The sequence below is a fragment of the Streptomyces sp. LZ34 genome (genome assembly GCF_053890475.1).
Window position 1 is genome coordinate 4850345 of sequence record NZ_CM132680.1, and the last position, 18928, is coordinate 4869272.

The window sequence follows — 18928 nt, forward strand, 5'->3', positions numbered from 1 at the left end:
CAGCCGGGATCGGGGCAGGGCGTATCGGCCGGGATCGGCCATGCCCGGCCGCGTCCCGCTATTTCCAGCCACGCCCTGCCGCGTCCGACCACGCCCCGCTACGTCCGGATGTATCCGGCCGCGCCGCCGGGCCGGGGGCGGCGCGCCCGTCAGCAGACCTCTTCCAGGTCCCGCCACTCGCGGGTGTCCGGGCTGTCCGCGACCCATCCGTCCAGCAGCCCACGCACCAGCCCGCTCGGCGCGGCGATCCCGCACTCCCGCTCCGCCACCCACAGCGAGCCCGAGCCCGCCATGCGGTGCCCCAGCGGGCCGGGCTGGCCGGGCTCGCTGTGGTCGTGCGGGTCCAGGTGCTCGCCCTCGCCCTCGTCGCTGGGCATCCGGCTCTCGGAACAGGAGCGGCACAGCAGCCGCACCGAGGACGACCAGTCCTCGGCGGCGAAGCCCGCGTCCGCCGCGAGCCGCTCCAGCGCGTCCCGGTCGGCCTCCGTCGCGGCCTCCAGCAGCACCACCCAGGTCGGCACCGGGGACGGCGCCCACAGCTCGATCTCGTCGAAGACCGGATAGGCGGGGCCGGCGGAGGTGACGCGCTCGCCGTGCGGAACGCCGTCGTGCAGCACCACCTCGCCCCAGCGCCGCCCGGAGGACGGCAGCGGGATCGACAGCACCTCGATCCGGGCCGGGTCCAGGCGGCGGCCCCAGACGACCTCGGACTCGCCCTCCGGCGACAGCCGCACCGCCGCGCTGCCCAGCTCCATGCCGAGCGGCTCACCGGACGCGGACGCCTCGCCGGGCACCTTCAGGCCGTAGGCCTGCCAGGCGCGGCGCGCCAGCGGCCAGTCCTGTAGGGCGGTCGCGGCGATCCCCACGTTCCACCAGTCAGGGGCGCCGGTCCCCCGGTCCAGCAGCGCGACCGCGCGCAGCCCGGCCGCGCGCGCCTGCTCCCAGTCGTGCCGGAACTTGTGCAGCAGCGCCAAGTTGAACCAGGACTCCGACAGCCACGGCTCCAGGTCGGCGGCGCGGGTCAGCAGTGCACCCGCGTCCTCGTACCGGCCGTCTCCGATGAGCGTGAACGCGCGGTCCGTGGCCTGCCGCCATGAGGCGGACGGCCGGTGCCGCACCTTGCCGAAGATCTTCACCATTCCCGCCTGCCGGTATCGAAGTAGTACCGCACCAGATGCCTTCGCGGACGGCGTAGCCCTCCCTCGACGACAACCTGCCACACATTCGCGGACATCTCAGCCCGGCCCCTCACAGTTCGGCCTGGGGACGATGCCCACCACACCTCCTTGCCGGTGGCCATAGGCCCGACACCCCCTCTCTTCGCATCCAACCATGCCTCTCGGGGCAGCCGCTCATTACCCGCGAGTTCTCACTTCGGGCGACCATGGACCGGGTCATGGACCTGGTCATGGACCTGGTCACGGACCTCGTCATGGACCCGGCCATGGACCCGGCCATCGACCCGGTCCTGCGCCGGCCGCGACACGACCATGGCCAGGGCCTCGACCACCGCCGGGTCGAAGTCGCGGGCCGTGCCCCGCCGCAGCCGCTCCAGAGCCCCGGACCCGGCCGCGCCCCAACCCTTCTGAGGGTTTCCCTGTGAGCCGCCCGAGGAACCCCCCACCAGTTCGGTGTAGGCGTTCACCGCCCGCACGATACGGGCCGGAAGCGGCTGCTCCCGATACGGGTCCGCCTGCCGCTCCACGATCTCCGCGACCTCGTCCGGCACCCCGGTCTGCCGCACGACGGCGCCGCCGAGCAGCGCTATCCGCCGCTGCTCGGCCTCCGGCAGCGGCTCTGTGGCCCCGGCCGGCACCGGGTCGAGCAGCGACAGCTGCCCGATGTCGTGCATCAGCGCCGCGTACTCGAGCACGGTCAGCGACGGACCGGAAAGCCGCAGCTCACGGCCGACGGCACGGCTGAGGCGGGCGACCTGGCGGGCGTGGCCCGCGGGGGTGTATCCCGCTGTCTCCGTCGTCCTGGCCAGCGAGGCGACGGTCTGGCGGCGGGTGGCCCGTATCCCCGCACAGCGGCCGAAGGAGTGCTGGACGAGCAGCAGCGGCACACAGAGCACCGGCAGCGCCCACAGCCCGGCCACGGCGACCGCCGGGGCTGTCACCACCGCCGTCGCGCAGATCGCGGCCCCCACGCCGGGCACGGCGTCCGGCACGGCGTCCGGCACCGCCTCCGGCACCGGCGCGGCCTCCGGCGGTCGCGCGGAGGCTCGCGCAGGCGGGACGTTTCCGCGCTGGTCCGGCGCACGGGCCGGGTCGCGGTCCGGCACGTGGTCCCGTGCATGGGCCGGTGTGCGGCCCGGTCCGTGGTCCCGGCCGGCCGGTGCGGCGGCCGGTGCGAGGGGGCGGGCCTCCTCCGGGGCGGCGGCGGGCCAGCCGTACCGGTCCAGGGCGCGGGCCAGGGCGCCCACCATCCGCGGGTCGAACTGCGCCCCCGCACACCGCTCGAGCTCTTCCACCGCCGCGGGCACCGGCCGCGCCCGCCGGTAGGCACGGGTCGAGGTCATCGCGTCGAAGGCGTCCGCGACCGCCACCACCCTCGCCGACTCCGGAATGTCCGCCCCCGCGAGCCCATAGGGATAGCCGCTCCCGTCCAGCCGCTCGTGGTGGTGGAGGATGGCCTCCCGCGCCTCCCCCAGGAAGCCGATGCCGCGTACCATCTCGTGCCCGTACTCGGGGTGGAGCTCGATGACGCGGCGCTCCTCGGGGGTCAGCGGACCGTTTTTGCGCAGCAGCCGGGTGGGGACGCCGAGCTTGCCCACGTCGTGCAGGACGCCCGCGACGCGCAGCGCCTCGAGCCGGTCCCCGCTCATCCCCAGCTCGCGGGCGATCATGACGGAGGCGCGGCCGACCCGCTCGCTGTGGCCGCGCGTGTACCGGTCCTTGATGTCGACGGCCTGGACGAGGGCGCGGACGGTGGCCTGATGGGCGGCGCGCTCTTGGTGGTACAGCGCGAAGACGCGGGCGCAGACGTACATCGGCGGCAGCACGAGAAGCGCGGCCGGCGGACCGTACGGGCCGCGCCACAGCACCGCCATGGTCAGCCCGGCCAGGCCGTGCACCAGGTGGGGGACAAGGGAGCACAGCACCCGGCCGCGCCAGGCGGCGCGCGGCGAGCGGCCCTCGGCCGTGATCAGCACGCCGCCTTCCAGGGCGGCTGCGGTCAGGCCCAGGACGAGCGCGGCGGCCGCCGCGGGCACCAGGGCGTACGGAGAGCAGCCCGGCGCACCGGCGGAGGCGGCGGCGAGGGCCTCCCGGCCGCCGCAGAGCCCGAAGACGAGCGAGGCGGCGTACGCGGCGAGGGCGAGCCGTGCGGCGCGCCACAGCCGCCGTACCCCCGCGGGGCGCCGCTCAACGGAGCCGAGCAGCGCGCCGGGCACCGCCACAAGCGCGGCGGCGGCCGCGGGCAGCAGAAAAGCCCCGGCCAGAAGCACGGGGCCGCACCAGTCCGGCGGAACCGCATATCGATACAGCCGGCCGCGAACCGAGCGCTGAAGGCGAGGCGGGTGGGAGGGCGGTCTGCGGGCCCCCGCCGCGTGGAGCGCGGCGAGCAGCGCGGCCGTGGCCCACGGGACGTCCGCCGCGGGCCTCAGAGCCGGGGCGGCGCACACCGCGGCCAGCAGCGCGGCGCTCAGGACGTAGACGCGCGCCGCCAGAGGAACCGCCCGCATGCCCCCTCCTCCCCCTTCGTCGAACGGCCCCGGTCGGGGCCGTCAGATTGGGGAGGATAGAGCCGGGCGCGCGGGGTTGGTCCGTATGGTCCGCCCGATTGCACACCTTCGGGTGATGATCGGGCGGCTTCAGCGGTTTCGGTGACGTCCGCGCCGCGGCGGGCGCCGGTGCCGCGCGGACGGCTGGTCCTGCGTCGCGGGCCTCGGCTGGTCCCGCGGCGCGGGCAGTCGGCTAGTCCTGCGCGGGCGTCGGCGCGTTCGCCTCCGCGGTGACCTCCCGCTCCGGCACTCCCTCGCCGGAGCGGATCAGCTCGATGCGGCTCATGACCTTCGAGCGCAGGTCGCTGGGCACGTCGTCATGGCCGCAGCACCGCTTGACCAGCTTCTTCACGGCCTGCTCCAGGCCGTACTTCTCCAGGCAGGGGGAGCACTCGTGGAAGTGCACCTCGAGCTTGGCGCGGTCGACGTCGGGCATCTCGCGGTCGAGGAACTCGTAGAGATGGTCGAGGACCTCGGAGCAATCCGTCTCGTGCGGGTCTCCGCAGCTCATGAGTCCGCGCCTTTCCGATCGTGCGACTCGTCCGCCGCGGCGGGCGCGCCGGCCGGGACCAGCCCGCGCCCACGGGCGTAGTCCTCGAGCAGACCGCGCAGCTGGCGGCGCCCACGGTGCAACCGCGACATCACGGTGCCGATGGGTGTCCCCATGATGTCTGCGATCTCCTTGTAGGCAAACCCCTCGACGTCCGCGAGATAAACCGCGATGCGGAACTCCTCGGGAATGGCCTGGAGCGCCTCCTTGACGTCCGAGTCCGGGAGGTGATCGAGCGCCTGCGACTCGGCGGAGCGCAGACCGGTCGACATGTGCGACTCGGCGCGCGCAAGCTGCCAGTCCTCGATCTCCTCGGCCGCGCTGCGCTGGGGTTCCCGCTGCTTCTTGCGGTACGAGTTGATAAAGGTGTTGGTCAGGATGCGGTACAGCCACGCCTTGAGGTTGGTGCCCTCACGGAACTGGTGGAAGGATCCGTACGCCTTCGCGTACATCTCCTGCACCAGGTCCTCGGCGTCGGCCGGATTACGTGTCATACGCAATGCGGCGGAGTACATCTGGTCGAGGAAGGTAAGGGCATCCCGTTCGAAGCGCGCATTGCGCTCGACGTCCGTCTCTTGCGGCTGCCCGACCGGCCGGCCCTCGGTCGCGCCGTCGGTCCCCGCGTCGGTGCCAGTGACCTGACCCACCTCCTCCGCGTTCGTGGCGAGGCCGCCGATTGCGGACCCGCTCGAATCGGAGAATAGACGACGATCCGGTCCGCCCGCCGCTTCGTTCCGGGCGGTCCACCCCGTCTGCGGCTGCGACCAGCCCAGGTCGGCGGCGCGCGGGCGGGCCGGGCAAGCGAGCGAACCCATACTGGGGACTCCTTCTGCTGGTGCGTGTACCTGAGCCTGTGCCTTGTCCGGGGGCACCTCCCAGCAGTGGCTGGGAGCCATGTCGACGCCCCTTACAACACAAGGCGTCCCGGCCTCATTCCCGGGCCGCCCCCGCCGCCCCGTACGATGCGTCCGCGCAGCTCAGAGCGGTACGCGGGCCAGCCAGTCGGCCACGGCGCCGGTGATCCGCGCCAGCGCCTCCTCCTGGCCGATGTCCGCCTTCTTGGGCACGGCGAAACCGTGGTCGCCGTGCGGGATCCCGATCAGCTCCATCCCGGCGGGCAGCTCGGGGAACTCCTCGGGGCGGCCGAACGGATCGCGGCCGCCCTGGACCACCAGCGTCGGCAGACCGGCACCCAGCAGCTCCTCGGCCCGGGACCGCTCCGGCTTGCCCGGCGGGTGCAGCGGGAAGGACAGCGCCAGCACGGCGCTCGCGCCCAGCTCGCGCGCCGTGCGGCAGGCCACCCGCGCCCCGGCGCTGCGGCCGCCCGCGACGACCGGCAGCCCGGGCTTCTCCAGGGCGGGCCACAGCGCGCGCCATCCGGTGTCCAGGGTCTTCGGCGCGGGCGCGACCTTCTTGCCCGCCACCCGCCACGGCTGCTCGACCAGCGCGACGCTGACGCCCAGCGGCGGCAGCGCGGCGGCCAGCGCCCGCAGGTCCCGCGCCTCGATCCCGCCCCCGGCGCCGTGGCTCACGGCCAGCACGGTGCGGGCCCCGGGGGCGCGGTGCCAGGTGATGCGGGCGTCGCCGACGGGGGTCGGCACGGTCTCGCTGATCCCGGTCGTCCCGTTCCCGGGCGTCCCGCTCTCAGTCGTGCCGCTCTCGGTCGTCCCGCTCTTGGCTGGTTGCTCGGTCTGCTCGGCGCTCACGTGCCCATCCTGCCGCGTCTCGGCGGCTGCGCCCGGGAGGCCGCTCAGAAGAGAGTGCTCGTCTCGGGGGCCTCCAGCTCGGTCACCAGCTCCGGGCCGTTGTTACGTACGTCACTGACGGCCGTGGCGACCGGGTAGGCGCGCAGCAGCCCCGCGGGCGGTGGGGCGAGCAGCGAGCGCAGCTCGTCGGGGTCGGTGCGGGAGGGGTCGAGCCACGCCGCCCAGCGGTCCTCGGTGAGCACCAGCGGCATCCGCGGATGGATCTCGGCCAGCGACCGCGGCCCCGCGCCGGTGTCGTCCCCGCCCTCGCCCAGCGGGGGAAACGGCTCCTTCTCCGCCTCGGTCGTGATGACCGTGCAGGTCACCCACCAGGCCCGCGGATGGTCGTCCGGCAGCGTCCGGTCCCGCCAGAACTCGTACAGCCCGGCCATGGCCATCACCGAGCCGTCCACCGGGGTCACGAAATAGGGCTGCTTGCGCGGCCGCTTCCGCTTCCCCTGCTCCTCCAGCTGCCGCTCCCCCGAGCCGGTGACCCACTCGTAGTAGCCGTCGGCGGGCAGCAGGCAGCGGCGCGCGGCGAAGGGGCGGCGGTAGGAGGGCTTCTCGTGCACCGTCTCCGCCCGCGCGTTGATCATCTTCACGCCGGTGTCCGGAGTCTTGGCCCAGGACGGCACCAGCCCCCACTTCAGCGCTCTCAGCTGGCGGACCGGGCTCGGATCGTCGGCGTCCTTAAGGGAGCGTTCGAGTACCGCGTACACGTCCTTGGTGGGCGCGACGTTCCAGTCCGGGGCCAGCGTCTCCTCCGGCTCCCACTTCTGCACCCCGAAGAGGCCGACGAGGTCCTCGGGCTTCCGGCTCGCTGCGTATCGACCGCACATAGGTGCCACACTGCCACGACGCCCAGGGCCGGTGACGCCGGGCCGTCGAAACCGAGCGGCCACGAAGAACGTACTGAAGAGCAGAAGCATCAGAGCAGAAGCACCGAAGACGGACGCGAGGAGTCTCCCGCACATGGACAGCACGAACGCCGCCGATCTGTGGGACCGCGTCGTCGGCACCCAGCCGGACCCCACCTCCTGGCTGGTCGCCGCCACCGGGCTCGTCGCGCTCGCGGTCGTCGTGTCGCAGACGGCCTGGCGGATCGCGCGCAACGCCATCACCATCGCCCACGAGGGCGGCCACGGCCTGGTGGCGCTCCTCAGCGGTCGTCGGCTGGACGGCATACGCCTGCACTCGGACACCTCGGGGCTGACCGTCTCGCGCGGCAAGCCCACCGGCCTCGGCATGATCCTCACCGCGGCCGCCGGCTACACCGCGCCGTCCCTGCTCGGCCTGGCGGGCGCGTGGCTGCTGGCCGCGGGCCATATCACCGCCCTGTTGTGGGGGACGACGGCGCTGCTGGCGGTGATGCTGGTCATGATCCGCAACGCGTACGGCGTGCTCACCGTGGTCGTCTCCGGGGCCGCCTTCTTCCTCGTCTCCTGGCTGACCGAGCCGGACGTCCAGGCGGCCTTCGCGTACGTCGTGGTGTGGTTCCTGCTCCTGGGCGGCGTCCGCCCTCCGTTCGAGCTCCAGCGCAAGCGCCGCTACTCGGGGGCGCACGACTCCGACCCCGACCAGCTGGCGCGGCTGACCAATGTCCCTGCCACGGTCTGGCTGCTGCTCTTCCACGTGGTCTCGCTGACCTCGCTGATCGGCGGCGGGCGCTGGCTGCTGGGGCTGTGACCCGCGGTCCCGGTGAGTTGTCCATACCAGCGGCGTGTTTCGACCGGGTTTCGCCGTTTTTGATCAAGAATCCCACTCTCGGCGAGCCACTAAAGTGAGAGCCATGACCGGCATTGAGACCTCCTCGGGCGCGCACGCCGCCCTCTGGCCCGCTCCGCTCGCCGACGGAGCGGTCGACGCGACCGTCACCGTGCCCGGATCCAAGTCGGTCACCAACCGCGGCCTGATCCTGGCCGCGCTCGCCGCCGAGCCCGGCTGGCTGCGCCGCCCGCTGCGCTCCCGCGACACCCTTCTGATGGCCGAGGCGCTGCGCACCCTGGGTGTGGGCATCGAGGAGACGGTGCCCGACCGTTCCCCCGGCTCCCGCGGCTCCCTCGGCGGACCTGGCCCCGAGGGCGGCGGAGAGGCCTGGCGGGTCATCCCGGCGGGTCTGCACGGCCCGGCCACCGTCGACGTCGGCAACGCCGGCACGGTGATGCGCTTCCTGCCGCCGGTCGCGGCGCTGGCCGACGGCCCGGTGCGGTTCGACGGCGACCCACGCTCCCACGAGCGCCCGCTGCACGGCGTGATAGACGCGCTGCGCGCGCTCGGCGCCCGGATCGACGACGACGGCCGCGGCGCGCTGCCGATGACCGTGCACGGCGGCGGGGCGCTGGACGGCGGCCCGGTGCGCATCGACGCCTCCTCCTCGTCGCAGTTCGTCAGCGCGCTGCTGCTGTCCGCGCCGCGCTTCAACCAGGGCGTCGAGGTGCGCCACGTGGGCGCCGCGCTGCCCTCGCTGCCGCACATCCGGATGACCGTCGACATGCTGCGGGCCGCGGGCGCGGCCGTGGACGCCCCGGAGGCGGGCGGCGAGCCGAACGTATGGCGGGTGTCGCCCAGCGCCCTGCTGGGCCGCGACCTGGTGGTCGAGCCCGACCTGTCCAACGCGGCGCCGTTCCTGGCGGCCGCCCTGGTCACCGGCGGCCGGGTGACGATCCCGGACTGGCCGGAGCGCACCACCCAGCCCGGTGATGCGCTGCGCCGGATCTTCACCGACATGGGCGGCTCCTGCGAGCTGACCGACGCCGGTCTGACCTTCTCCGGCACCGGCCGGATCACCGGCATCGACGCCGACCTGCACGAGGTGGGCGAGCTCACACCGGTGATCGCGGCGGTGGCGGCCCTGGCCGACTCCGAGTCCTCGCTGCACGGCATCGCGCATCTGCGGCTGCACGAGACCGACCGGCTCGCGGCTCTGGCCAAGGAGATCAACGAGCTCGGCGGTGATGTCACCGAGACCGCCGACGGGCTGCGGATCCGCCCGCGTCCGCTGCACGGCGGGGTCTTCCACACCTACGAGGACCACCGGCTGGCCACCGCCGGCGCGGTCATCGGCCTGGTCGTCGAGGGCGTACAGATCGAGAACGTCGCCACCACGGCCAAGACCCTGCCCGACTTCCCCGGCCTGTGGACCGGCATGCTCGACGCGGCGACGGCCCCGGCGCGGAGAGCCTGAGGCGCGCCGCCATGCGCCGCTACGGCAAGCACACCGACGAGGACGACGTCCGGGTCCGCCCCAACCGCAGGGGCAACCGCCCCCGCACCAGCATCCGCCCCAAGCACGAGGACGCCACCGAGGGCTTTGTGCTGACCGTCGACCGAGGCCGGCTGACGGTCCTGGTCGAGGACCGCACGATCATCGCCATGAAGGCCCGCGAGCTGGGCCGCAAGGGCGTGGTGGTCGGGGACCGGGTCGCGGTCGTCGGGGACCTGTCGGGCGCCAAGGACACCCTTGCGCGCGTCGTGCGGGTCGAGGAGCGCTCGTCGGTGCTGCGCCGCACCGCGGACGACGACGACCCCTTCGAGCGGGTGGTCGTCGCCAACGCCGATCAGCTGGCCATCGTCACCGCGCTCGCCGACCCCGAGCCGCGCCCGCGCCTGATCGACCGCTGCCTGGTCGCCGCCTTCGACGCGGGGCTGTCCCCGCTGCTGGTCCTCACCAAGTCCGACCTCGCCCCGGCGGCCACCCTCCTGGAGACGTACGAGCCGCTCGGCGTCCCCTTTGTCGTCACCAACCGTGAGGAGCTGGCCGACGGCGGCGCGGCCGACCGGGTGCGCGAACGCCTCACGGACCAGATCACGGTCTTCGTCGGGCACTCGGGCGTCGGCAAGACGACCCTGGTCAACGCCCTGGTGCCGGAGCACAAGCGGGCCACGGGCCGGGTCAACGCGGTCACCGGCCGCGGCCGCCACACCACCACGTCCGCGCTCGCGCTGCCGCTGCCCGGCGGCGACGGCTGGGCGATCGACACCCCGGGCGTACGGTCCTTCGGGCTGCACCATGTGGACCCCGCGCGGGTCATCCACGCCTTCCCGGACCTGGAGCCGGGCACCGAGGGCTGTCCGCGCGCCTGTAGCCACGACGAGCCGGACTGCGCGCTGGACCAGTGGGTGGCCGACGGCCACGCCGATCCGGCCCGGCTCTACTCCCTGCGGCGGCTGCTGGCCACGCGCGAGCGGCGGGAAGGGGACTGACCCCGCCCGCCGACGCGACGTTTGCCACCCGCCATGGCATGGGAGGTAAATGGATAATCGCACCGGTCCAGATCAACTCCGGGCGAGCGAGGCGGGAAGCAGCCGACACCGGCGCGGGAGGACATGTATGGCGTGGCTGCTGGTCGTGGTCGCCGGGCTACTCGAAACGGGCTTCGCCGTCTGTCTCAAGCTCTCGCACGGCTTCACCCGACTCTGGCCCACCATCGCCTTCTGCGCCTTCGCGCTGGGCAGCTTCGGACTGCTGACGCTCTCTCTGAAGAAGCTGGACGTGGGCCCCGCGTACGCGGTGTGGACGGGCATCGGGGCGGCCGGGACCGCGATCTACGGCATGGTCTTCCTCGGTGACCTGGTCTCCACGCTCAAGCTCATCTCCATCTCGCTGGTGATCGTCGGCGTGATCGGGCTCCAGCTCTCCGGCTCGGCGCACTAGCCGGCCAGGCCCTGTCCGGGCCTAGGCCAACGCCCCGCGCACCAGGCTCTCCACCTCCTCCTCCGACACGGGCGCGACCACGTACGACAGTGCCAGGCGCGCGGCCGTCTCGCAGGCCTGGCTCAGATCCGCCGCATCGCCCTGCGGCCAGTCGCCCGCCAGCAGGCGCACCGCGCGGTCCCTGATCTGCCCCAGGAGCTCGACGGGCGAGGGCAGCGGGTCCGGGACGTCCGGGCGCCGCACCGAGGGGGCTCCCGTGCGTGCGGGCGAGGGCAGCCGTTCGTTCCAGCAGCCGGTGAGCACCGCCCGCACCAGAGGGTTCGCGGCCGCCGCCCGTACGGTCCAGCCTGCCGCGGCCGCCAGCCGCTCGTTCGGGCCGGCGGCGCCGGACGCTCCGGACAGCGCCCGCTCGACGCCGATCAGATACGCCTCGGCCTCGCGGCACACCAGAGCGCGCGCGAGGCCGTCCTTGCTGCCGAACTCGTTGTAGAGCGTCTGCCGCGAGACCCCGGCCGCGATGGCCACATCGACCATGCGGACCACCGCCCACGGGCGGTCGGCGAGCGCGGTGAAGGCCGCGTCGAGTAAGGATTCACGTGCTGCGGGCATAATCGCCTCCCAGGCCATGCGTCCCATTCGGCGGCACGTGCGGACAGAATTGACGCACCGCCAGGTAGTGTCAATAGCCACGGCGTGCGCCCCCGGCGCCCCCGTCGGTCCGTGGTCGTGTGGATCGGCCGATTCCGTGTCGATACTGTTCGGCCATGCCCGACTACCACGATGACCTGCGTCTCGCCCATGTACTCGCCGATGCCGCCGACGCCACCACCATGGAGCGATTCAAAGCGCTCGACCTCAAGGTCGAGACGAAGCCCGATATGACGCCGGTCAGCGAGGCCGACAAGGCGGCCGAGGAACTGATCCGCACCTCGCTGCGGCGCGCCCGGCCGCGGGACGCGGTCCTGGGCGAGGAGTTCGGCAGCGAGGGCACCGGCCCGCGCCGCTGGGTCGTGGACCCGATCGACGGCACCAAGAACTATGTGCGCGGGGTGCCGGTCTGGGCCACGCTGATCGCGCTCATGGAACGTGGCGCGGGCGGCGACCGGCCGGTCGTCGGGGTGGTGTCGGCGCCGGCGCTCGGCCGCCGCTGGTGGGCGGCCGAGGGGCTGGGGGCGTACACCGGGCGGAGCCTGTCGTCCGCGAGTCGGCTGGCGGTGTCGCGGGTGGCTCGGCTGGAGGACGCGTCGTTCGCTTACTCCTCGCTCAGCGGCTGGGAGGAGCGCGGCAGGCTGGACGGCTTCCTCCACCTGACCCGGGCCTGCTGGCGGACGCGCGGCTACGGCGACTTCTGGCCATACATGATGGTCGCCGAGGGGTCGGTGGACATCTGTGCCGAGCCCGAGCTGTCGCTGTGGGACATGGCGGCGAACGCGATCATCGTCCAGGAGGCGGGCGGCCGCTTCACGGGGCTCGACGGGGTGCCGGGGCCGCTCAGCGGGGACGCCGCGGCGTCGAACGGGCTGCTGCACGGCGAACTGCTGAGCTACCTGGGCGACTAGGGGTCGTCCGGACCCCGGACCGGCTCGTGCATCCCCGGGTATGGGGGCGCGTCAGGCGGCAGATCGGCTTCCGCACGCCCCTTGTTGTCGTCCACGCCTCCATGTGAACATGTGAATCCGCGCGCTTGTGAACTTGTGCGGCATCGCGCCGCGACGCAGCGCCGCAGTCCACGCAGCGCACACAACACGCAGTTCCCCGCAGTAAGGATTCGCCAAGGAGGTGGCACGACCATGTCCCCGCCCATGCTCGTCCGCGACGCCATGAGTTCAGTGGTCCTCACCATCGGCCCCGCCCACACCCTGCGCCAGGCCGCGCGGCTGATGTCCGCCCGACGCGTCGGCTCGGCGATCGTGCTGGACCCTGATACCAGCGGGCTCGGCATCCTGACCGAGCGCGATGTCCTCAACTCACTGGGCGCGGGCCAGGACCCGGACCATGAGCGGGCTCATGCCCACACCACCGCCGACGTCGTCTTCGCCGCCCCTCAGTGGACGCTCGACGAGGCGGCGCGCGCGATGTCCCACGGCGGCTTCCGCCATCTGATCGTCCTGGAGGCGGGCGATCCGGTGGGTGTGGTGTCGGTGCGCGACATCATCCGCTGCTGGGCCGGCGCGCGACAGCCGGAGCCCGCGCTGGCGGGGTGAGAAGCCGTGCGCGACGGGCGCGCGGCTGCCGCGGATCCCATATTGGACAAGGTCTAAGTCAAGAATCACTGGAAAGTGATACGAGATCTGGTCATGGACCGGCCCGCTGCTACTCTTGCCATATCTGACTGATAGGTGAATGGCATGAGTGACCTGCTGGAACGGCTCCGGGGACGCGGCTGGCGACTGACGGCCCAGCGGCGTGTCGTCGCCGAGGTCCTCAGCGGGGACCACGTGCACTACACGGCCGATGAGGTACACGCCCTGGCGGCCGCCCGTCTGCCGGAGATCTCGCGCGCGACCGTGTACAACACCCTCGGGGAGTTGGTCTCGCTCGGCGAGGTGGTCGAGGTCAGCACGGACGGTCGGGCCAAGCGCTACGACCCGAACGCCCACCACGCGCACCAGCACCTGATCTGCGCGCGGTGCGGCACCATCCGTGATGTCCACCCCTCCGGCGACCCGCTGGCCGACCTCCCGGCGGCGGAGCGCTTCGGCTTCGCGGTCTCGGAGGTCGAGGTCACCTACCGCGGCCTCTGCCCCGACTGCGTGGCCGCCTGATCCCTCAGGCCGCCTTGAGAAGGCACACGGGCGCGACACGAAGGGCCCGGATCCTTGTGGATCCGGGCCCTTCGCCTTAGTAGCGGGGACAGGATTTGAACCTGCGACCTCTGGGTTATGAGCCCAGCGAGCTACCGAGCTGCTCCACCCCGCGCCGTTGTGCCGCAATGTTAACCACATGGCGACGGCTGGGGCAAATCGCGAGAAGAGGGGGCGACGGGAAGGCGAGCGCGAGCGCGCCGCCGAGCCTCTGTCCGGCGGAGCTACGCCGTGAGCTCCTGCTGAAGGGCGTCCCGCAGCCGGGCCGCGCGCTCGGCGACCTCCGCCGGGCCCAGCTCGACCGCGCGGGCGCACCAGCGCTGGCCCTCGGACAGGGCGCCGCGGCGGGCCGCGAGCAGGGCCAGGCGGAGCGCGGCGCGTCCGTGGCCGGCCTCGGCGGCACGGGTCCACCACAGGGCGGCCTCCGGCTCGCTGCCCTCGCGGGCGAGCAGCAGACCCAGGTTGAAGGCGCCGTTGCTGCTGCCCGCCTCGGCGGCCTCGCGGTACCAGCGGGCGGCCTCCACCACATCGCCCCGGGCGGCGGCGAGCATGCCCATCCGCACCTGGGCGCGCCGGTGGCCCTGGCGGGCGGCGCGCTCGTACCACTCCTCGTACTCGGGCACGGCCGACTCCGCCTCGGCGCGCCCCAGGGACCCGGGCGGCGCGCCTTCGTCGGCGGACGGCCGGTCCAGCAGCGCGCCCAGCCGGAAGGCGGCCTCCGCGCTGCCGCCCCCGGCCGCGCAGCGCAGATGGCGCTCGGCCTCACGGCCGTCGCCCTCGCGCAGCAGGGCGATGCCGACCTGGAGCGAGGCCTCGGTGTGGCCGGCGGCGGCGGCCCGCTCGTACCACTGCTGGGCGGCCCGCTCCTCGCCCCGTCCGGCGTGCAGGATGCCCAGGTTGAACGCGGCGTCCACGCTGCCCGCCTCGGCGGCCTTGGAGAACCATGGCTCGGCGCCGGCCGCGTCGGCGCGCTGGAGCAGTATGACGGCCACGGCGTTGGCGGCCTCGCGGTGCCCGGCGTAGGCGGCGCGGCGGTACCACTGCTCGGCCTGCGCGGTGCGGCCCTGCTCGGCGCAGAGCAGCCCCAGGTTGTACGCGCCGTTGATGTCCCCGGCCTCCAGGGCGGCGCGGTACCAGCGCTCGGCGGTCTGCGTCTCACCACGGTCGGCGTGCAGGGCGCCCAGCGCATTGGCCGCGTTGCCGTCGCCGTCCTGGGCGGCGCGGTGCCACCAGACGGCGGCGCTGTCGGTGTCGCCCGCGTCGCGCAGCAGGAAGCCGAGCGCGCAGGCGGCGCGGGCCTCGCCGTCCTTGGCGGACGTCAGGTACCAGCGGCCCGCCTCCTGGATCTCGCCGCGCTTCTCCAGGAGCGTGCCGAGGTGGAGGGCGGCGCGCCGGTGGCCGCGCGCGGCGGCCTGCCGGTACCACTGCTCGGCCTCCGACTCGGCGCCGGGACCGGCGCGCCCTCTGGCGGCCTCGTCCTCGCGCTTGTCGAGGATGCGGGCGAGGCGGTACGAGGCCTCGCGGTGGCCGCGCTCGGCGGCGGACCGGAACCAGCGCTCGGCGCCGATGTCGCTGCGGTGCTCGAGCAGGTCGGCGAGGGCGTACGCGCCCAGGGCGTGCCCGGACTCGGCGGACTGGCGCAGCCAGTACTCGGCGGCGGGCTCGTCCCCGCGCTCGCGGTGGTGGCGGCCGAGGGCGTGGGCCGCGGCGGCGGACCCGGCGACGGCGGCGACGCGCCACCAGCCGGCCGCCTCGTCGGCGTAGCCGCGCTGGTGGAGGAGGACGCCGAGGTTGTTGGCCGCGGCGCGGTCGCCCGCCGCGGTCGCCGCGCGTAGCTGCGGCTCGGCGCCGTCGAGGTCGCCGCGGCGCAGCAGCAGCGCGCCCAGGGCGCTCATCGACGCGATGTCACCGGACTCGGCGGCCCGGCGGTGCCGGGTCTCCTCCTCGTCCTCGGCACCGTCGTGCGCGTGCGCAAAACGCCCTGTCTCCAACAGACTGACCCTGTCCCCCATAAATTCCATCGTGGCATCACCTGCAACCCGGGTACACCTTGGTATACCGCAGCGGATGAGGTCACTTCAGCGTTTTGTCGACATGCCCACAGAGAGACAACCCAAACGCTTGTATCGCGATTCCTTGGGTGGACATCCCGGTGGACGCACGACAAGGCCCGGATCCTTGCGGATCCGGGCCTTGTCTGTCAGTAGCGGGGACAGGATTTGAACCTGCGACCTCTGGGTTATGAGCCCAGCGAGCTACCGAGCTGCTCCACCCCGCGCCGTTGTGTCTTTACGTTACCACGGCGCGGGACGGTGGCCGCCCGGGTGTGCTCCCGAGCGGCCGGGCATCACCTCAGGTGTCTTCTCTCCTGGCCTTGTCGTCGGCCTTGTCGTCAGCCTTGTTGTCGGCGGGTGGACTCTGCTTCTGGTCCTTCTGCTTGGCGGCCTTCTCCTCGGCCTTGGCAGCTCGGTCCAGCGCGTCCTTCAGGGCCTTCTGGGCCTTGCCGTAGGCCGTCCAGTCCTGCGGGTCCTTCTTGAGCGCGTCCTGGGCCTGCTGGTACGCCTTCGCGGCGTCCTTCAGGGCCTGCGCGACCGTGGCGTCACCGGTCGGTGGCTTGGCCGTGTCATCACCGCCACCGCCTCCGCCACCGCCGTCCTGGCCGTCGTCCGTGTTGTCCGATGGCGCGCTCTGGCCGAAGACCACGTCCAGTGCCTTGCTGAGCGAGCTCTCGAAGGCGGTCTTGTTCCCGTAACTGACCAGCACCTGCCGCAGCAGCGGAAGGTCGGTACCGGCGCCGCGCAGATAGACCGGCTCGACGTACAGCAGGCCGCCCCCGAGTGGAACGGTGAGCAGATTGCCGTACTCGATCTCCGAATCACCTCTCTTGAGGATGTTGAGCTTTCCGGCGATCAAGTCATCGGAGTTGAAGTTGGCCTGCACCAACTGTGGACCTGCCACACCGGTATCGGATGGCAGCTTGAGGATTCTGATCTTGCCGTAGCTGCCGCTCTCCGAGTCCGCGTCAACCGCCACGAACGCGCCGAGGTTGTCCCGGCCCTTGGGCGTGAGCGTCGTCGTCAGCGAGAAGGTCTGTTCCTTCTGATCCGGCATCTTCATGCTCAGGTAGTACGGCGGTACGGAGTTGCCCTTGTTGGTGGGGTCGTCCGGGACCTGCCACACCTCACTGCCGCTGTAGAACGTCACGGGGTTGGTGACGTGATAGCGGGTGAGCAGCTCGCGCTGCACCTTGAACATGTCCTGCGGGTAGCGCAGATGCTCCATCAGGCTGTCGCTGATCGCGCTCTTCGGCTTGACCGTGCCCGGAAACGCCTTCTTCCAGGTCTTCAGCACCGGGTCCTTGGTGTCCCACTCGTACAGCGTGACCTTGCCGTCGTACGCGTCGACGGTCGCCTTGACCGAGTTCCGGATGTAGTTGACCTTGTTCTGCTGCGCGACGACCGAACGCTCGCCGTCGGTGTCGTTGAGCGAGTCGGCGGTCGTGTCGCCCAACGTCGTACGGGACGCGTACGGATAGCCGTCCGTCGTCGTGTAGGCGTCGATTATCCACTTGATCCGGCCGTCGACCACCGCCGGATAGGCGTCGCCGTCGATGGTCAGCCACGGGGCGACCGCCTCGACGCGCTCCTTGGGCGTGCGGTTGTACAGGATGCGCGAACCGTCCCCTATGGCCCCGGAGTACAGGATCTGGGGCTCGCTGAAGGTGAGCGCGTACGCGGCGCGGGTGATCGGGTTGGACAGCTTGACGCCACTGTCGCCCTGGTACCGGTAGGTCTTCTCACCCTTGTCGGTGGAGCGGTCGAGCTCCTTCTGCGGACCGCCGACGATCGAGTACTGGGTGGTCTTCTCGCCGTAGTAGATCCGCTGCTCGTAGTCCGGGAGCTGGCCCTTGGCGGGCAGGTCCTCCTCGGTGAAGTCCGGGGCGCCGCGGCGCGTCGTGGACGTCGTGGTGCCCTTGGCCGCGACCGCCCCGTACCCGTGGGTGTACTTGAAGTGGTCGTTGATCCAGTTGTGCTCGGGGATGCCGCTCACGTTCAGCTCGCGCAGACCGATGACGGTGTCCTGCTCCTTGCCGTCATCGCCCTTGTAGCGGTCCACGTCCAGGGTGGCGGGGAAGCTGTAGTAGTCCTTGACCTTCTGGAGCTGCTGGAAGGTCGGGGAGACCACATTCGGGTCGAGCAGCCGCAGGCTCGCCGTGCTGTCGGCGTCGGCGCGCAACTGCTTGCGGTCCGCGCCCTTGGGCGCCTCGCCCGTGTAGGGCGTCACATCGGAGTCGTCGAGGCCGTACGCCTTGCGGGTGGCCTCGATGTTCTTCTCGATGTACGGCGCTTCCTTGGCCTGCTCGTTGGGCTGGACCTGGAACTTCTGCACGATCGCCGGGTAGAGCCCGCCGATCAGGATCGCCGACAGCACCATCAGGCCGAAGCCGATGACGGGCAGCTGCCAGGTGCGGCGCCACAGCGTCGCGAAGAACAGCACGGCGCAGATCGCCGCGATGCAGAAGAGGATCGTCTTCGCGGGCAGATAGGCATGGGCGTCCACATAGCGCAGACCGGTCCAGTTGTCCGCGGCCTTGAAGTCGCTCGACTTCACCGCCAGCCCGTACCGGTCGAGCCAGTACGCCACGGCCTTGAGGGCGACGAAGACGCCCAGCAGTACCGACAGATGGCCGGTGGCCGCGCCGGTCGCGCGGGCGCCCGGGCTGGTGACGCGCAGCCCCCCGTAGAGGTAGTGCACCAGCGCGGCGGCGACCAGCGAGAGCACCGTCGCCGCGAAGCCGAAGCTCAGCAGGAAGCGGTACCAGGGCAGATCGAACGCGTAGAACGACACGTCCTTGTGGAACTGCGGATCCTTGACGTGGAACGGCACACCGTTGACCCACAACAGCCAGGTCCGCCACTGACCGGACGCGGACGCGCCCGCGATCAGCCCGACCACCACGGTGACCGCCAGCAGCACCCACTTCTTGTAGGGGGCGATGCCCATGCGGTACCGGTCCAGGCTCTGCTGCTCCAGCGACATCGCGCTCAGCGGCGGCCGCAGCCGGTGCGCGAGCCAGATGTTGATCCCGACGGCCAGGGCCATCAGCAGGCCGAAGACGAAGAACAGCCCGATCTTGGTCCACAGGGTGGTGGTGAAGACCGAGGAATAATGGACCGAGCGGTACCACAGCCAGTCGGTCCAGTACCCCGCGAACATGACGAAGAGCATGGCCAGCACGGCCAGCACACCCAGGGTCATGAGCAGGGTCCGGACTCGCCGGGACGGTCGGCCGACTCTGATCCGCGGCCCTGTCGGGCCTCCGCCGCGGTCCGGCATCTGGAAAGCCAAGGTGCGCACCTCGAAGTTCGCTGTCGACTGAGCGGGTCCGGGCAGTAGGACCCACTGGAGCAACTTACTCAGGCTTTACTCAGTTCCCGTTTCCGGGTCCGA

General features: G+C 72.2%; 15 protein-coding genes, 2 tRNA genes and 2 pseudogenes. 7 read left to right on the plus strand and 12 right to left on the minus strand.

Annotated features, from left to right (window positions below):
- Window positions 1–149: 149 nt before the first annotated feature.
- The 7 genes and pseudogenes from ACWY4P_RS19030 to ACWY4P_RS19060 form a co-directional block, all read right to left on the minus strand.
- Window positions 150–1136 carry a tetratricopeptide repeat protein gene (locus tag ACWY4P_RS19030; protein ID WP_456212974.1) on the minus strand — a complete coding sequence of 329 codons (987 nt, stop codon included), beginning with the start codon at window positions 1134–1136 and terminating at the stop codon, window positions 150–152.
- A 233-nt stretch (window positions 1137–1369) separates the two neighbouring features.
- A pseudogene (locus ACWY4P_RS19035) lies at window positions 1370–2161 on the minus strand (HD-GYP domain-containing protein); the annotation flags it as partial.
- A gap of 138 nt (window positions 2162–2299) precedes the next feature.
- Window positions 2300–3685, minus strand: a pseudogene (locus ACWY4P_RS19040) (HD-GYP domain-containing protein); the annotation flags it as partial.
- A 232-nt stretch (window positions 3686–3917) separates the two neighbouring features.
- Entirely contained in the window at window positions 3918–4235 is a 318-nt protein-coding gene (gene rsrA / locus ACWY4P_RS19045; RefSeq protein WP_353592466.1) for a mycothiol system anti-sigma-R factor, read from the minus strand.
- Window positions 4232–4921: a sigma-70 family RNA polymerase sigma factor gene (locus tag ACWY4P_RS19050; protein WP_456212975.1), complete on the minus strand. Its 690-nt coding sequence runs from the start codon at window positions 4919–4921 to the stop codon at window positions 4232–4234. The genes rsrA and ACWY4P_RS19050 overlap by 4 nt, the downstream gene beginning before the upstream one ends.
- 330 nt (window positions 4922–5251) lie before the next feature.
- Window positions 5252–5875, minus strand: a complete 624-nt coding sequence (locus ACWY4P_RS19055; protein WP_456212976.1) for an alpha/beta hydrolase family protein — start codon at window positions 5873–5875, stop codon at window positions 5252–5254.
- Window positions 5876–6024: 149 nt separating this feature from the next.
- Window positions 6025–6858: an SOS response-associated peptidase gene (locus ACWY4P_RS19060; protein WP_456211744.1), complete on the minus strand. Its 834-nt coding sequence runs from the start codon at window positions 6856–6858 to the stop codon at window positions 6025–6027.
- Window positions 6859–6991: 133 nt separating this feature from the next.
- On the opposite strand from ACWY4P_RS19060, the gene ACWY4P_RS19065 reads away from it, so the two are divergent.
- The 4 genes from ACWY4P_RS19065 to ACWY4P_RS19080 all read left to right on the plus strand — a co-directional run bounded on the left by ACWY4P_RS19065 (window position 6992) and on the right by ACWY4P_RS19080 (window position 10673).
- On the plus strand, window positions 6992–7705 hold the full coding sequence (locus tag ACWY4P_RS19065) for a M50 family metallopeptidase (protein ID WP_456211745.1): 714 nt from the start codon (window positions 6992–6994) through the stop codon (window positions 7703–7705).
- 103 nt (window positions 7706–7808) lie between these two features.
- Window positions 7809–9203 (plus strand): 3-phosphoshikimate 1-carboxyvinyltransferase, encoded by a 1395-nt coding sequence (gene aroA / locus ACWY4P_RS19070; protein WP_456211746.1) that lies wholly within the window; start codon window positions 7809–7811, stop codon window positions 9201–9203.
- An 11-nt stretch (window positions 9204–9214) separates the two neighbouring features.
- Window positions 9215–10222 (plus strand): ribosome small subunit-dependent GTPase A, encoded by a 1008-nt coding sequence (gene rsgA / locus ACWY4P_RS19075; protein WP_456211747.1) that lies wholly within the window; start codon window positions 9215–9217, stop codon window positions 10220–10222.
- Between the two features lie 127 nt (window positions 10223–10349).
- Window positions 10350–10673, plus strand: coding sequence for a DMT family transporter (locus ACWY4P_RS19080; RefSeq protein WP_319687125.1), 324 nt, complete (start codon window positions 10350–10352; stop codon window positions 10671–10673).
- Between the two features lie 21 nt (window positions 10674–10694).
- Here ACWY4P_RS19080 and ACWY4P_RS19085 read toward each other — a convergent pair whose 3' ends face one another.
- Window positions 10695–11282: a TetR family transcriptional regulator gene (locus ACWY4P_RS19085; protein WP_456211748.1), complete on the minus strand. Its 588-nt coding sequence runs from the start codon at window positions 11280–11282 to the stop codon at window positions 10695–10697.
- Window positions 11283–11437: 155 nt separating this feature from the next.
- Between ACWY4P_RS19085 and hisN the strand changes: the two genes are divergently transcribed.
- From hisN to ACWY4P_RS19100, 3 genes are all read left to right on the plus strand, one after another.
- On the plus strand, window positions 11438–12232 hold the full coding sequence (hisN, locus tag ACWY4P_RS19090; RefSeq protein WP_456211749.1) for a histidinol-phosphatase: 795 nt from the start codon (window positions 11438–11440) through the stop codon (window positions 12230–12232).
- 243 nt (window positions 12233–12475) lie between these two features.
- Window positions 12476–12877 (plus strand): CBS domain-containing protein, encoded by a 402-nt coding sequence (locus tag ACWY4P_RS19095; RefSeq protein ID WP_456212977.1) that lies wholly within the window; start codon window positions 12476–12478, stop codon window positions 12875–12877.
- A gap of 144 nt (window positions 12878–13021) precedes the next feature.
- On the plus strand, window positions 13022–13438 hold the full coding sequence (locus ACWY4P_RS19100; protein WP_456211750.1) for a Fur family transcriptional regulator: 417 nt from the start codon (window positions 13022–13024) through the stop codon (window positions 13436–13438).
- Between the two features lie 80 nt (window positions 13439–13518).
- On the opposite strand, the gene ACWY4P_RS19105 is transcribed toward ACWY4P_RS19100, so the two are convergent.
- The 4 genes from ACWY4P_RS19105 to ACWY4P_RS19120 form a co-directional block, all read right to left on the minus strand.
- Window positions 13519–13592, minus strand: a tRNA-Met gene (locus ACWY4P_RS19105).
- Between the two features lie 109 nt (window positions 13593–13701).
- Complete coding sequence (locus tag ACWY4P_RS19110) at window positions 13702–15498, minus strand: tetratricopeptide repeat protein (protein WP_456211751.1); 1797 nt, start codon at window positions 15496–15498, stop codon at window positions 13702–13704.
- Window positions 15499–15681: 183 nt separating this feature from the next.
- Window positions 15682–15755, minus strand: a tRNA-Met gene (locus ACWY4P_RS19115).
- A 74-nt stretch (window positions 15756–15829) separates the two neighbouring features.
- Window positions 15830–18814 carry a UPF0182 family membrane protein gene (locus ACWY4P_RS19120; protein WP_456212978.1) on the minus strand — a complete coding sequence of 995 codons (2985 nt, stop codon included), beginning with the start codon at window positions 18812–18814 and terminating at the stop codon, window positions 15830–15832.
- Window positions 18815–18928 lie beyond the last annotated feature (114 nt).

Excerpts from the sequence above, each read along its gene's own strand:
- rsrA (WP_353592466.1), bottom strand. The coding sequence starts at position 4,235 with ATGAGCTGCGGAGACCCGCACGAGACGGATTGCTCCGAGGTCCTCGAC.
- ACWY4P_RS19060 (WP_456211744.1), bottom strand. The coding sequence starts at position 6,858 with ATGTGCGGTCGATACGCAGCGAGCCGGAAGCCCGAGGACCTCGTCGGC.
- ACWY4P_RS19065 (WP_456211745.1), top strand. The coding sequence starts at position 6,992 with ATGGACAGCACGAACGCCGCCGATCTGTGGGACCGCGTCGTCGGCACC.
- aroA (WP_456211746.1), top strand. The coding sequence starts at position 7,809 with ATGACCGGCATTGAGACCTCCTCGGGCGCGCACGCCGCCCTCTGGCCC.
- rsgA (WP_456211747.1), top strand. The coding sequence starts at position 9,215 with ATGCGCCGCTACGGCAAGCACACCGACGAGGACGACGTCCGGGTCCGC.
- ACWY4P_RS19080 (WP_319687125.1), top strand. The coding sequence starts at position 10,350 with ATGGCGTGGCTGCTGGTCGTGGTCGCCGGGCTACTCGAAACGGGCTTC.
- ACWY4P_RS19085 (WP_456211748.1), bottom strand. The coding sequence starts at position 11,282 with ATGCCCGCAGCACGTGAATCCTTACTCGACGCGGCCTTCACCGCGCTC.
- hisN (WP_456211749.1), top strand. The coding sequence starts at position 11,438 with ATGCCCGACTACCACGATGACCTGCGTCTCGCCCATGTACTCGCCGAT.
- ACWY4P_RS19095 (WP_456212977.1), top strand. The coding sequence starts at position 12,476 with ATGCTCGTCCGCGACGCCATGAGTTCAGTGGTCCTCACCATCGGCCCC.
- ACWY4P_RS19100 (WP_456211750.1), top strand. The coding sequence starts at position 13,022 with ATGAGTGACCTGCTGGAACGGCTCCGGGGACGCGGCTGGCGACTGACG.
- ACWY4P_RS19110 (WP_456211751.1), bottom strand. The coding sequence starts at position 15,498 with ATGGAATTTATGGGGGACAGGGTCAGTCTGTTGGAGACAGGGCGTTTT.
- ACWY4P_RS19120 (WP_456212978.1), bottom strand. The coding sequence starts at position 18,814 with ATGCCGGACCGCGGCGGAGGCCCGACAGGGCCGCGGATCAGAGTCGGC.